Origin of the sequence: Corynebacterium sp. HMSC05E07, from assembly GCF_001807225.1 — a bacterium.
In the GTDB taxonomy this organism is placed as follows: Bacteria; Actinomycetota; Actinomycetes; order Mycobacteriales; family Mycobacteriaceae; genus Corynebacterium; species Corynebacterium singulare.
The window spans coordinates 27,308-39,712 of sequence record NZ_KV788209.1; the positions used below are offsets into that span (position 1 = coordinate 27,308).

General features: G+C 57.6%; 12 protein-coding genes. 4 read left to right on the forward strand and 8 right to left on the reverse strand.

The features are described 5' to 3' along the window. Nucleotides 1-14: 14 nt before the first annotated feature. Nucleotides 15-1,145 carry an ABC transporter ATP-binding protein gene (locus HMPREF3149_RS02615; RefSeq protein WP_070536387.1) on the forward strand — a complete coding sequence of 377 codons (1,131 nt, stop codon included), beginning with the start codon at nucleotides 15-17 and terminating at the stop codon, nucleotides 1,143-1,145. A 70-nt stretch (nucleotides 1,146-1,215) separates the two neighbouring features. On the opposite strand, the gene HMPREF3149_RS02620 is transcribed toward HMPREF3149_RS02615, so the two are convergent. Next, complete coding sequence (locus tag HMPREF3149_RS02620) at nucleotides 1,216-4,137, reverse strand: FAD-binding and (Fe-S)-binding domain-containing protein (protein ID WP_070536388.1); 2,922 nt, start codon at nucleotides 4,135-4,137, stop codon at nucleotides 1,216-1,218. 109 nt (nucleotides 4,138-4,246) lie between these two features. Between HMPREF3149_RS02620 and HMPREF3149_RS02625 the strand changes: the two genes are divergently transcribed. Beyond that, nucleotides 4,247-5,206 carry a bile acid:sodium symporter family protein gene (locus HMPREF3149_RS02625; protein WP_070536390.1) on the forward strand — a complete coding sequence of 320 codons (960 nt, stop codon included), beginning with the start codon at nucleotides 4,247-4,249 and terminating at the stop codon, nucleotides 5,204-5,206. Here HMPREF3149_RS02625 and HMPREF3149_RS02630 read toward each other — a convergent pair. Next, nucleotides 5,203-6,573: an MFS transporter gene (locus HMPREF3149_RS02630; protein ID WP_070536392.1), complete on the reverse strand. Its 1,371-nt coding sequence runs from the start codon at nucleotides 6,571-6,573 to the stop codon at nucleotides 5,203-5,205. The genes HMPREF3149_RS02625 and HMPREF3149_RS02630 overlap by 4 nt on opposite strands. Before the next feature lie 452 nt (nucleotides 6,574-7,025). Between HMPREF3149_RS02630 and HMPREF3149_RS02635 the strand changes: the two genes are divergently transcribed. Beyond that, the gene (locus HMPREF3149_RS02635; protein ID WP_070536394.1) at nucleotides 7,026-7,931 is read left to right on the forward strand and encodes a Dyp-type peroxidase; all 906 of its coding nucleotides are present in this window, start codon (nucleotides 7,026-7,028) and stop codon (nucleotides 7,929-7,931) included. Nucleotides 7,932-7,983: 52 nt separating this feature from the next. Here HMPREF3149_RS02635 and HMPREF3149_RS13530 read toward each other — a convergent pair whose 3' ends face one another. Genes HMPREF3149_RS13530 through HMPREF3149_RS02645 form a run of 3 tightly spaced genes read right to left on the reverse strand, consistent with a single transcriptional unit; the run spans nucleotide 7,984 to nucleotide 9,214 of the window. Then, nucleotides 7,984-8,148 (reverse strand): hypothetical protein, encoded by a 165-nt coding sequence (locus tag HMPREF3149_RS13530; protein ID WP_168162174.1) that lies wholly within the window; start codon nucleotides 8,146-8,148, stop codon nucleotides 7,984-7,986. Nucleotides 8,149-8,152: 4 nt separating this feature from the next. Continuing rightward, nucleotides 8,153-8,851, reverse strand: coding sequence for a YceI family protein (locus HMPREF3149_RS02640; protein WP_070536395.1), 699 nt, complete (start codon nucleotides 8,849-8,851; stop codon nucleotides 8,153-8,155). A 3-nt stretch (nucleotides 8,852-8,854) separates the two neighbouring features. Next, nucleotides 8,855-9,214 (reverse strand): hypothetical protein, encoded by a 360-nt coding sequence (locus HMPREF3149_RS02645; RefSeq protein ID WP_070536397.1) that lies wholly within the window; start codon nucleotides 9,212-9,214, stop codon nucleotides 8,855-8,857. A gap of 130 nt (nucleotides 9,215-9,344) precedes the next feature. Here HMPREF3149_RS02645 and HMPREF3149_RS02650 point away from each other — a divergent pair, with 130 nt between their 5' ends. After that, nucleotides 9,345-9,728 (forward strand): RNA polymerase-binding protein RbpA, encoded by a 384-nt coding sequence (locus HMPREF3149_RS02650; RefSeq protein WP_042530873.1) that lies wholly within the window; start codon nucleotides 9,345-9,347, stop codon nucleotides 9,726-9,728. Between the two features lie 78 nt (nucleotides 9,729-9,806). Here HMPREF3149_RS02650 and musI read toward each other — a convergent pair whose 3' ends face one another. The 3 genes from musI to HMPREF3149_RS02665 all read right to left on the reverse strand — a co-directional run bounded on the left by musI (nucleotide 9,807) and on the right by HMPREF3149_RS02665 (nucleotide 12,308). Further along, nucleotides 9,807-10,439 (reverse strand): ABC transport system MusEFGK2I component MusI, encoded by a 633-nt coding sequence (musI, locus tag HMPREF3149_RS02655; protein WP_070536400.1) that lies wholly within the window; start codon nucleotides 10,437-10,439, stop codon nucleotides 9,807-9,809. A 105-nt stretch (nucleotides 10,440-10,544) separates the two neighbouring features. After that, nucleotides 10,545-11,459 carry a carbohydrate ABC transporter permease gene (locus HMPREF3149_RS02660; RefSeq protein ID WP_070536402.1) on the reverse strand — a complete coding sequence of 305 codons (915 nt, stop codon included), beginning with the start codon at nucleotides 11,457-11,459 and terminating at the stop codon, nucleotides 10,545-10,547. Nucleotides 11,460-11,462: 3 nt separating this feature from the next. After that, complete coding sequence (locus HMPREF3149_RS02665; protein WP_070536404.1) at nucleotides 11,463-12,308, reverse strand: carbohydrate ABC transporter permease; 846 nt, start codon at nucleotides 12,306-12,308, stop codon at nucleotides 11,463-11,465. Between the last annotated feature and the right edge of the window lie 97 nt (nucleotides 12,309-12,405).

The window sequence follows — 12,405 nt, forward strand, 5'->3', positions numbered from 1 at the left end:
TTTGAAAGGACATCATGGCTACTGTTGAATTCCGCCAAGCTTCCAGGATTTACGATCCGAAGAAGCCTCCGGCGGTCAGCCGCATTAACCTCGATATCAAGGATGGCGAATTCTTGGTACTCGTCGGACCGTCGGGCTGCGGTAAGTCGACGACATTGCGCATGCTCGCTGGCCTTGAGCCAGTCGACGAAGGGCAGATCTTCATCGATGGGGCTGACGTGACTGAGACCCGTTCGCGGGACCGCGATGTAGCCATGGTGTTCCAGTCCTATGCGCTGTATCCCAATATGACAGCGCGCCAGAACATGGCGTTTGCATTGCAAAACGCCAAGGTGGATAAGGCAACCATCGAAGAGCGCGTGAACTTTGCCGCAAAGATGCTCGAGCTGGAAGACCTTATCGACCGCAAGCCGTCCGCGATGTCGGGTGGCCAGCGCCAGCGTGTGGCCATGGGGCGCGCTATCGTGCGCCAGCCCAAGGTCTTCCTTATGGATGAGCCGCTGTCTAACCTGGATGCAAAGCTGCGTGTCTCCACGCGTGCGCAAATCCTGCAGCTGCAGCGCGAGCTCAACACCACAACGGTCTACGTTACCCATGACCAGACTGAGGCGATGACCATGGGAGATCGCGTGTGCGTTCTCAAACAGGGCATCATCCAGCAGGTTGATGCGCCGAACACGCTGTATGAGAACCCCGGCAACTCCTTCGTGGCGACGTTCATCGGTTCGCCGGCTATGACCCTCATCGAGAACGTCCCGTTCGTTGACGGGCGTGTCGTTGGCGGCAAGGACCATGCTCTGGACTACTACATGCCACAGGAGCAGGCGGCGAAGGTGAATTCGGATCGCGTTATCGTCGGCGTGCGCCCAGAGAACTGGGAAATCGTCGGCGTGAACCAGCCCGGTGAGCAGTATGGTCTCCCGGTCCGGGTCGATATTGTCGAGCACCTAGGCTCCGAACTGTACGTCTACGGCAGCCGCGAGGAGTCGGCTGACGACGTCATCGCGGTCCGTGGTGACCGGATCACGGTGAAGGTACCGCGCGGCATTGACGTGCACCAGGGCGACACGATCTACTTGCGCCCGATGAAAGGCGGTTGCGTGTTCTTCGCCCCAGATACCGAAATCAACTACGACTACCTCTAAAACTGGTTTCACCACATCCGACGCGCCGGTGGGAGGGCTTCCCACGCAGGGAACCGCCACCGGCGCGTTGCTATGGGGTCACGACCGGACGAGACGCGCGTTCGAGAAGCACAGCAATAGAGTCATAGGTCTTGCCCGCGATCATCTCGAGCCCCATCTCGCAGGTGCGGTTATCGGAGACGTACGCTTCGAAGTGCTCAGCGTCGAGCGAGGCGCGTTCCTCGCGAGTAGCGGACTCGACGAGCTCTGGGTGTAGCATGACGCGGTCGCCGGCGGAGCCACAACACATCGCGCCTTCCGGAATCTTGGCGTCACCGCAGAGGTTGGCCAAGTCGACAAGGTCTTGGCTGATGCCCATGTGATCCGTCGAGCACGTGGGGTGAACGGCAATGGATCCCATGTTTTTGACAATCGGTAGGTGCGGTGCAATCTCATCTCGTAGCCACTCCACGAGATCAAGGATGCGCAGGTCCTTCCAGAGTTCTTGGTCGGCCGCAGACAGTGCGTCCGGCACCGAATCCAGCAGACCGTGGGTACAGCTGGCGGCATCGACCACAATGGGCAGGCGGCCGTGTTCCGACCAGTGCCAGAGATCGCGCACGATCTTTTGTGCTTGATACTTAAAGCCGTCCTTGTAGCCCTTGGAGGACCACGGCGTGCCGCAGCAATCGCCAGCCACATCCTCTGGAATCCACACCGGCTGGCCCGCCCGGCGGCCTAACTCCACTACAGCGCGCGGCAGATCCACCGAGTCCTTCGCGGCGCCTGCGGGACGACCGAAGATGCGGTTGATGCAGGCAGGGAAGTAGAGCGCCTGGGCACCCGCGCGCGGGGTCTGTGGCAGGCGTGATGCGCCCTTCGGCAGCGGGCCGGGAACAGTCGGCAGCAAGTCGGGCGCCACGACGTTGCGGGCCATGTTCGCACCCAGCTCTAGCGGCTTGTGTGGCACCTTGTTAGCCGAAATAACACCGGCGCGCGCTAGTTTTTCCACCACATCCCAACGCTGGGCCGTGGTCAGCGCCACCTTCTCGCGGGCAGGTGTTGCCTGCTTGGCGCGCAGCTGCTTCATCACGGCACCCGTATCGATACTGATGGGGCAGGGGATAGAGCACGTGCCGTCGGCCGCACACATGTCCACGGCATCGTACTGGTACTCTTCCTGTAGCTGGGCAAGAACCTCGGAACCCTCTTCTTGGCGCGCCATCTCGCGGCGCAGCACGATGCGCTGGCGCGGGGTGACCGTGGCATGCCGCGAGGGACAGACCGGCTCACAGAAACCGCATTCCACGCACGGGTTAATCTCGTCTTCGACCTTGGGGAAGGACTTGAAATTGCGCAAGTGAATGGTTTCATCCCGGGTGAGCTTCACATTGGGAGCGAGGATGCCCTTGGGGTCGATCATGTTCTTGACTTCCCAGAAAAGCTCAAAAGCCTCCGTTCCCCATTCGTGCTCTAGGTAGGGAGCCATGTTCACGCCGGTGCCGTGCTCGGCCTTCATTGATCCCTGGTACTTGTCGATGACCAGTTCAGCGAGGTCATCGAGGAAGTTAGCATAAGACTCGCGTTCTTCTTCGCGGTCAAAGCGCGGGGTGAAGAAGAAGTGGAGGTTGCCAAAGGCGGCGTGGCCCATAACAGACTCGGGATACCCGTACTTGGCCTGCAGATCCATAAGATCTGCTGCAGCTTCGCCCACCTGGGACGGTGGGAAGCAGACGTCTTCGGTGATGTAAGCCGTCCCATTGGGACGGTCAGCGCCGAGCAGACCATAGAGGCCATTGCGCAGCTCCCAGGCTCCACGCATCCCCTCTGGGGTGGTGAGGAATTCGAGGGGGCTCAGCAGTGGGGCGTCGGCAAGCACGGCGCGAAGACGCTCCATAGCCTGGTTGAGTTCCTCTTCATCGCTGCCGCCGACCTCCACGAGAAGGGCCGCCGCATCATCGTCGAGGGTGCGCCAGGACTGTGGTGCGTGGGCGTAGTGCTCGGCGGAGCGGCGCATCACAGGAGCAACAAGGAGCTCGCAAGCTTCCGCACCGGTCTCCATGATGGGGTGGACAAAGTTGGCGGCATCGCGCAAGTTCGGCAGCTCGACCCACGTCGTGGCCTTCACGCGCGGCAACTTCACTGTGCGGATGACGGACTCGGTGATGGCACCAAAAATGCCCTCGGAGCCCACGAGCAGGCGCTTAAGAATGTGCACCGGCTCGTCCTCATCGAGGAAGGCGTCGATACGCAATCCATTGGTGTTGCGGATTGAAAACTTCGTGCGCAAGAACGTCACCAGGTCTGTGTTCGCTCGCAACTTGTCGCGGAAAGCCAGTATGTCCGCGTGGAGCCGCGGCTCCTGGGCACGGAAGACCTCATCGCCGCGAGCCGTGTCCACGATGGTGCCGGATGGTAGAACGAAGACGAGCTCCTCCACGCTGTGGTAGCTATCGCGCTCCAGGGAGCAGCGCATGCCGCCCGAGTTATCCGCCAACACACCGCCGATGGTGCACACCGAAGTGGAGCCTGGGTCGGGGCCCAGCATGAATCCGTGTCGGGCGAGTACCGCCTGGGCATCACCGAGGATCACACCCGGGCGTGACCAGAGCTTGGTACCGCCATCGCGCACCTCCATGCCGGAGAAGTGCGTTTTGACGTCGACGAGGATGTCATCGCTCATGGCCTGGCCGTTGAGGGAGGTACCGGCGGCACGGAAGGTCATGTGGCGGTCGTTGGCCTCGCAGTATGCCATGAGTGCGGAGAGGTCAGCGGCATTGCGTGGGGAGACCACGATGTTGGGAATAGAGCGGTAGGGGCCGGCGTCGGAGGAAAAGCGCACGAGGTCGGTGAGACGCCCGTGGACGTTATCTGCCCCAACGATGGCTTCCATGTCCGCGACGAGCTCGGCGGTGGAGCCGTGGCGGTAGCGGGCGGAGACGGCGTCGGCCTGGCTGGTGGTTCCTTCTGGGCGGGTAAGGCGAGAGGTATCGGGGCTGAAGAGCTTGGACATATCTCTAATCTATCGCTTGATAGTAAATATGGGGCAAACGGGGTACGGTGAATTCGCTATGTGGGATACTTGATTCATCTAGTGAGATTATTTTATGAAAGGAAGCATTATGTCCAGCCCGCGCACGGAGGGGGAGGCTGGCGAGAAACTCGCCGTCTACGTCTTTCCCCTCGTTATTGTTGCCTGCGCCGCCGTGGCCTTTATGTCCCCGAGTACTTTCGAGCCGGTGGGGCAGTACACCAAGCAGCTGCTCATGGTCATCATGTTTTCCATGGGCCTCACGCTGACGATTCCGGACCTTGCGCTCGTGGCTAAGCGTCCCATGCCGATTCTTTTGGGGGTTATTTGCCAGTTCGCCATTATGCCCACGAGCGCGTTGCTGGTGGCAAAAGTGCTGGGGCTTTCTGACGCCGCTACTGTCGGCCTCATCCTCTTAGGTTCCGTCCCCGGTGGTACGGCTTCCAACGTCATGGCGTTCTTGGCCAAGGGTGATGTGGCCTTGTCGGTAGCGATGACGTCGGTATCCACATTGGTGTCACCCATCATGACCCCTCTGCTCATGCTGTGGTTGGCGGGGGAGACGGCAGACGTCGATGGTAAAGGAATGATGTGGTCGCTGGTGCAGACCGTTCTGATCCCCGTGGGACTCGGCCTGCTACTGCGGGTCATCGCGAGCACGGTCGTGGACAAGATCCTTCCCGTACTGCCGTGGGTGGCCATCGCCGGCATCGGAGCGGTGGTCATGGCGGTGGTGTCACAGTCACAGGACAAGCTGGTGACCGTGGGTCTCATTGTCTTCGTGGGCGTAGCCATCCAGAACGCTATTGGTTTCCTTTGTGGCTACTACTTGGCCAAGATAGCCCGTGAACGCGAGTCCGCTGCCCGCACCACGGCCATTGAGGTGGCCACCCAGAACTCCGGCCTGGCGTCAGCCTTAGCGCTGCAGTTCTTTACCCCGGAGGCGGCCTTGCCTGGCGTGGTTGCTGCCGTGTGGGCAAATGTCACGGGGGCCATTTTCGCGGCTATTGTTCGACGCAAGCCCCTCGACGACGAGCTTGCTCAACCCTAGACCTCGCTGAGATCCTGATCCTTCAGCTCCTTCATGGCCAAGATAGCGATGAGGGAGATGAAGCAGACAATGATGAGGTAGTAACCCACATAGTTCACGTTGAACTCACGGACCAGCCACGTGGCGATAAACGGCGCAACTGCTGCTCCCAGGATGGAAGAGACGTTGTAGGCGATTCCCGAACCCGTGTAGCGGACATTGGTGGGGAAGAGCTCTGGAAGAACAGCGGACATGGGGCCGAAGATGAGTCCCATGGCGAACATGCCGATGAGCAGGAAGCCCAGCACCGAGTTGCGGTCAGCAACCTCAAGGCCCAGGAAGTATGGGAAGCTGAAGCCGAAAGCAATCATCACGATCGACGTTGCCACGAGGACCGGCTTGCGGCCATATTTATCGGAGAGCATAGAGGAAACCGGAATGCCGAGGATGAACATGAAGATGGAGATCAGCTGAATCTCCAGGAACTCCAAATAGGGAATGCCCAAGCCGAGGCCCAGTTCCTTATCACCAATACCGTAGGACAAAATCCACGTGGTTACCAGGTAGAACTGGGTGTAGCAGGAGACCATGACGAAGGTGCCGATGATCATTGGCTTCCACGAGGTCTTGAAGGCTTCGACCATAGGAGTTTTAGCCTTCTTGCCTTGGTCCACGGCCTTCTGGAAGACCGGGGTTTCCTCCAAGCGCAACCGCACGTACAGGCCAATAAGGACCATGACCGCCGAGGCCAAGAAAGGCAGGCGCCAGCCCCATTCCATGAACGCGCCCGTGGTATCACCACGGTTGTAGTCCAACGTTGCAACCAGGGTCAGGAAGAAGCCATTGGCCAACAGAAAGCCAACCGGAGCTCCGAACTGAGGCCACATCGCGGCAAATGCACGTTTTCCGTCCTTAGCAGTCTCGGAGGCCAGCAGCGCAGCACCGGACCATTCGCCGCCCAGGCCCAGCCCCTGGCAGAAGCGCATGAGGGCAAGCAGCGCCGGGGCAATAATGCCTGCCGTCTGGTATGTGGGCAGCAGACCGATGATAAAGGTCGCGATTCCCATGGTCAGCAGGGCACCCACTAGGGTGGCTTTGCGGCCGATGCGGTCGCCGAAGTGTCCAAAGAGGACTGAGCCCACGGGGCGGGCAATAAACGCTAGGCCGAAGGTGGCGAAGGATTGCAGCAAGGCAACCGTCGGATCCTCGGTCTTGGGGAAGAAGAGGAAAGGAAAGACGGCTACAGCTGCGGTGGCATAAATATAGAAGTCATAGAACTCAATTGTGGTGCCGATGGTTGAAGCTACGGCGATGCGCACACGATCGCGTTTGGTGAGTTCGGCCGAGCTGCCAGTGCGCGTTGGTACCGCGCTGTCTACTGCAGTCATGGGGCGCCTCCTTGGGTATTTCAATAGGTTGATTGGTTATAGAGAATCATAAAGTCTCACAGGTTGGAATACAAGTCCCACACACTGAAATATTCGCTACGGTCGTGTGCCTGCTGGCGCGCGAAAGCGGTTGCGGGCTTACTGTGACGCCTGGCGTGAAGCCGTGCGCCCGAGGGTGGCCCTCACAAACCCCCAGAGTTGAAACCCCAGACATCCTGGTGGGCGTGGGGGTGTCGGCAAGCGCAGGCTGTGCGCGACCTGCATGTCTGGGGTTCGAGGTCTGGGGATATGGCAACAGCATTGGGCAAAATGGATGCTCGTCGGCGCGCTGGGGTGGCGAGTCTTATTCAATCTGACATAATGTACATTATCGGACAGTTATATAAGCAGTGCTAGGCTGTGGTACTGACGGCGCTGCCTCGTCCCACCCTCCGGTAGCTACACTGGGATATATGACTATTCAGCACATCGTAGATAAGCCGTCGCGGGCTGCGCTCTTTCTCGTCCTTGATATCAATCCCGGCGGCGAGGATGCGGTTCGGGATATGCTCACCGGATTCAGCGGACTATATAAGTCAGTCAACTTCCGCTATAACGAGGCGGATCTATTCACCGTCGTGGGCATTGGCGCTTCTCTGTGGCCGCGCCTCACCACCGCGCCCATTCCTCAGCATCTCCGTGAGTTTGAGGCCATTGACGCCGCGCACAAGGCGCCGTCAACTCCTGGCGATATCTTGCTGCACTTCCGTGCCAATAGTTACGACCTCTGCCATGAGCTGGCTCGTCAAGTGCTCGACCAGCTCGGTCCGGCTGCCACCGTGGTCGATGAGACGCACGGCTTTAAATACCTTGACCAGCGTGATCTTCTGGGCTTCGTGGATGGAACGGCAAACCCCCTGGCGCAGGAGGCTTTGGATGCGGTGCTACTCGGCGACGATGCTGATTATCCACGCGGATCTTACGTCACAGTACAAAAATACATCCATGACATGGACGCGTGGCACGAGCTAACCACTGAGGAGCAAGAAAAAGTTATTGGGCGCACTAAAGCGGACGATATTGAGCTTGGTGAAGCGGACAAGCCCAGTAACTCCCACGTTGCGCTTAATGACCTCGATGAGGATATCTACCGCGAGAATATGGTCTTTGGTTCCTTCGCCTCCGGCGAGATGGGCACCTACTTTATTGGTTATGCGAATGATCCGGAAAATATCAACAAGCGTCTGCGTCAGATGTTTGTTGGCGAGCCTGCCGGTAATTATGATCGCATTCTCGATTTTTCCACCGCCTTAACCGGGACGAACTTCTTCGTCCCCAGTGCGGATCTCCTGAAGAGCTTTGATGAACTTCCCCATTAACGTCAAGTGACTTTATTTGGGGTATGCGGAAAGTGCGGGGAAATTGGGCACTTTAGCGCTGTCGGTAGGCAATGACGAGTTGTATGAGAGTTAAAGCAACCAGAACTGCTGAGAACGCCGCCAGGACTTTCGTACCCGTAATCCAGATAAAGATTCCGAAACCCGCAAGCACAGCGAGGCGCACCCACAGGACGGTGATGAGGTGTCGAGATTCCATGGTGCTACTTCTGAAGGGTCACGCGGACGTTCACTTCGCCGACCTCAGAAATCTTGGCGGCGATCATCTCGGGAGTCTCTACGCCGAAATCCAAGCGATTAATCGGGATATCGCCGCCGAGGATGATGGTGTCTCCATCTCGAACGACCTGGAAATCGGTGGTCACGTTCTTGGTCTCACCGTGGATGGTCAAGTCACCGGTGAGCGAGACGGTGGCCGGTGAGGCATCATCAGGCACAGCCGAGAGATCAGCCGGTGTGGTTAACGTAAACGTGGACTCTGGGAAGTCGGCGACCTCAAAGAGCTTCGTCTTCATGTTCTGGTCACGAACCTTCTTATCCGTAGTCAGCGTGGTCATGTCGACGGTAATGGTTGCTTCCTTGACGTTAGAGCCCGAAATACTGGCCTGACCAGTCACTTCCTTGGTGGAACCGGAGGTCGTGCGTTTGTCAGCGGGCAGGATTTCATCGATAGTAAAGCCGGCGGACGTGAAATTGTAGGGAGAACCCTTCACCACGTGCCACTCACCATCGAGCTCTGTGGTTGCTGCCTTAACCCTGTCCAGATTGATCGGCTCAGTCTTGACGCCGCGGCCCATGACCAGTGAGAATACCAAGGGGCCAAGGGCTAGGGCCGTCGAAACAAGAATCAGGATCACGAAGACACTGATGACCAGTTTGCGGTTTCCCAACAACGATTTCATGTTCTATCTCAATTCCTCAAGCTTGCGAGCCAACGTGACCAGCTCGGAACACAGTTCTTCCATTTCCTCGGCGGTGGCGCTTTCCGACGCCGCCGTTGCCACATCCTCTGCACAGCAGCGCAGCTCAAAGAGGCCATCTCGAAGCTGATCGGCTTTGTCTGGGGTGAGGATAACGGCATCGGCTGGAATCGTGGTTCCGGCGACGCTGTGGCGCTGCTCATACGCACGCTGCTTGCACGACGGTGAGCAGAATTTTCGTGGGCGACCCCGGCCGCCCTGCTCAATCTCCTTGCCGCACCATTGGCAGGTTGCGGCATTGTTGCGACGAGGCGAACCTGGCTGCCGATCCTGTGTACCAATCACTCCACACACCTTAGCCCATAAAGCTGAGGGTGGGAACAAAGGCTAAAGTCTGTTCGTTATACTGGAGGAACTTTAAGTGATAAAGGTCGATCCTGATCCCTCCCTCACTACTTGAAAAGGATGATGTTGCATGGCAGATCGCGTGCTTCGTGGCAGCCGAATGGGCGCTGTGAGCTACGAAACCGACCGTGACCACGACTTGGCACCGCGCCAGATGGTGAAGTACCGCACTGAGGACGGCGATATTTACGAGGTGCCGTTCGCTGATGATGCGGAAATCCCTGAGGAGTGGATGTGCAAGAATGGCAAGCTCGGCACCCTCGTCGAGGGTGAAGGTGTTGAGTCCAAGCCCACTAAGCCGCCGCGCACCCACTGGGATATGCTGCGTGAGCGCCGTTCCATTGAGGAATTGGATGAGCTGTTGACCGAACGCATTGACAACCTTCGCTCCCGCCGCCGCGCGGCTGCCCGCCTGTTGAAGGAGCAGAAGGAACAGGAAGAAAGCGAGTCCTAACCGTAACAGACATCTGTGCGGCGAAGACACAGGGTAGAAGCCGCATAGGGGCTTCTACCCTATTGTTGTTTTGGTCATCTACGCGCCGTCATGAGTGGTATTGAGTTCCGGCCACTGCAGAACAAGCTCAGCTAAATAGACAGCTAATGCCGGACCAAGTACGGCAAGAAAGAAGAGGTAGTTTCCCCACTGGCTGGGGAAAAAGAGCGGATACAGCACCAGCAGCGCTGTGGGTAGGATGGCCAATACCGTGCGCGGCAAATGCGAGACCGCGTGGGTAATCGCTGCTGTGCAACGCTGGCGAAAGCTGAAATCGGGGGCATCGAGATGAAAAAACCATACGCTTATGCATCCAAGAACAATCAGCCCAGAGATGAGCGCTGCGCGAAGGACGAGCTCCATCCGTCCGAGATCCGCCTGAGCGATGATGGCGAACTCGTACGCTGCCAGTCCTAACACAGCGAGACAGATGAGCCACCAAGCGGTGTTTATGCTGGGGCGTGTCAGTAGTCTGCGGACAAACATGGAGCCGCGGCGTGAACCTTCTTCCCGGACCATCTGGCCCGTAACCTCATGGGCTGTACGGAGCGACATTCCCCCAGTAAATACCGGAAAGCACGTGATGATGAGGAGAACGTTGACGATGACGAGGTCAGCAAACAAGCTGAGCACGGCATAGAACTTCGACTCAGGGCCCAAGAAGCGGTTCATGTTTTCCTAACCTATCGGATACGAGTGGACAGAATGACTTTAAGCCTCCCAGTCATAGACGGGAGGCTTGACGTCTGCAGTAAAGGCGCTATCCGGTTCCAGTACTTAGCCCTTGACCGCGCCGGCAGCGACACCTTCGATGATGTGCTTCTGGGTGGAGAAGTAGAAGATAACGATCGGGATAATAGCGAGCACAAGCATGGCCATCATGGCACCCATATCGCGGTTACCGTTTGAGCCCACGAAGGACTGGATAACCACCGGAATCGTCTTGTAGCGAGTAGACAAGCCGATGACGAGGTACGGCAGCAGGTAGTCGTTCCAGACCCACATAGCGTTGAGGATGGCCACCGTCACGGCAGTCGGCTTGAGCATGGGCCATACGACGCGGAAGTAATTCTGAATTGGACCGCAGCCGTCGATCATTGCGGCTTCTTCGACATCGATCGGGATGGACTTCACGAAACCCGCGAACATAAACACCGAGAGACCGGAACCAAAGCCCAAGTACAGGACAACGATGCCTAGTGGGTTATTGAGATGGAGCATATCCGCAATCTTGACCGTTGGGAACATGACCATCTGGAACGGGATAATCATGGAGACCACGAACAGGTAGTACAGCAGGTTTGTCCACCACGTCTTGATTCGCGTGATGTAGTAGGCCGTCATGGCGGAGAAAAAGACGATGACGATGACGGAGAGAATCGTGATGATGAAGGACCACAGCGTGGCCTCCAAGAAACCCTGCTTGGTCAGACCCACCATGAAGTTCTCGAAGCCCACCCACGTCTCACCGAGAGGAAGAGAGAATGGGTCCGAGGAAATGGCGAACTTTGACTTAAAAGAGTTAATGAAGATGAAGAGAATCGGACCGAGGAAGACGATGGTGAAGAACACCAAGATGGCGTAGACCACGAACTTGGCCCCGCCAGACATGCGGGTTTCATTGTCAGAAGGCAGTTGGTGGTCCTTCTTCTTCGAGGCCGGAACGGCCTGGGTAGACGCGTTGCTAGTCATGACTTAAGCCTCGATTTCCTTGGAACGGGTCGCACGCAGCTGGAAGTATGCAATGACGACCACAACGACGACGAAAATAACTGCCTTCGCCTGGCCAACGCCTTCAACATTCATGCGGTTGAACAGGGTGTTAACGATGTTGAGCGCCACCATCTCCGTCTGACCGCCAGGAGCGCCGTTTGTCAGTGCCAGGTTCTGATCGAAGAGCTTGAAGGAATTCGACAGGGTGAGGAACAGACAGATGGTGATCGATGGCATGACCATCGGGATAGTAACGTGTCGCAGCATCTCCCACTTGTTGACTCCATCGAGTTCGGCGGCCTCAATAAGCTCCGGTGGGACGTTCTGCAGACCAGCGATGTAGATAATCATCATGTAGCCGATCAACTGCCAGTTGAGCAGCATGATGAGACCGGCATAACCGAACTTCCAGTCCGCAGCAATTGTCGTGGAATAGTGCCCCAGGACCGCGTTGATCATGGTCTGCCAGGTGTAGCCCAGCACGATGCCGCCGATGAGGTTGGGCATAAAGAAGACCGTGCGGAAGAAGTTGGTACCGCGCAGTTTGCGCGTCAACATCCATGCCAGGAGGAAGGCAATGACGTTTACGGTGATCACCGAAACGATGACCACGAGGACTGTGAAGCCGAAGGCTGCGATGAATCCTTCGCGTTGGGAGAAAGCCTTGACGTAATTGTCAATGCCCACCCACTTGGCGTTAGTAATCGTGGTGAACTTCGTGAAGGACAGGAAGAAACCCACGATGAATGGGACCAAGAAGGCAATCATGAATGCCAGCAGAGTGGGCAAGACAAAGACTGGGAAATACTTCTTCAGCGTTGCTTGCATGGTGGTGAGACCTTAATGTAACGAAACTATGTAAGTGTGAAGGTGCTTGCGATAAGCGCCGTGTGACAGTGAGAGCGCCTGCAACCACTCCCCTTGC

Bases quoted from the DNA above. Each gene is read 5' to 3' on its own strand.
- HMPREF3149_RS02615 (WP_070536387.1), top strand. From the start codon at position 15: ATGGCTACTGTTGAATTCCGCCAAGCTTCCAGGATTTACGATCCGAAG.
- HMPREF3149_RS02620 (WP_070536388.1), bottom strand. From the start codon at position 4,137: ATGTCCAAGCTCTTCAGCCCCGATACCTCTCGCCTTACCCGCCCAGAA.
- HMPREF3149_RS02625 (WP_070536390.1), top strand. From the start codon at position 4,247: ATGTCCAGCCCGCGCACGGAGGGGGAGGCTGGCGAGAAACTCGCCGTC.
- HMPREF3149_RS02630 (WP_070536392.1), bottom strand. From the start codon at position 6,573: ATGACTGCAGTAGACAGCGCGGTACCAACGCGCACTGGCAGCTCGGCC.
- HMPREF3149_RS02635 (WP_070536394.1), top strand. From the start codon at position 7,026: ATGACTATTCAGCACATCGTAGATAAGCCGTCGCGGGCTGCGCTCTTT.
- HMPREF3149_RS13530 (WP_168162174.1), bottom strand. From the start codon at position 8,148: ATGGAATCTCGACACCTCATCACCGTCCTGTGGGTGCGCCTCGCTGTG.
- HMPREF3149_RS02640 (WP_070536395.1), bottom strand. From the start codon at position 8,851: ATGAAATCGTTGTTGGGAAACCGCAAACTGGTCATCAGTGTCTTCGTG.
- HMPREF3149_RS02650 (WP_042530873.1), top strand. From the start codon at position 9,345: ATGGCAGATCGCGTGCTTCGTGGCAGCCGAATGGGCGCTGTGAGCTAC.
- musI (WP_070536400.1), bottom strand. From the start codon at position 10,439: ATGAACCGCTTCTTGGGCCCTGAGTCGAAGTTCTATGCCGTGCTCAGC.
- HMPREF3149_RS02660 (WP_070536402.1), bottom strand. From the start codon at position 11,459: ATGACTAGCAACGCGTCTACCCAGGCCGTTCCGGCCTCGAAGAAGAAG.
- HMPREF3149_RS02665 (WP_070536404.1), bottom strand. From the start codon at position 12,308: ATGCAAGCAACGCTGAAGAAGTATTTCCCAGTCTTTGTCTTGCCCACT.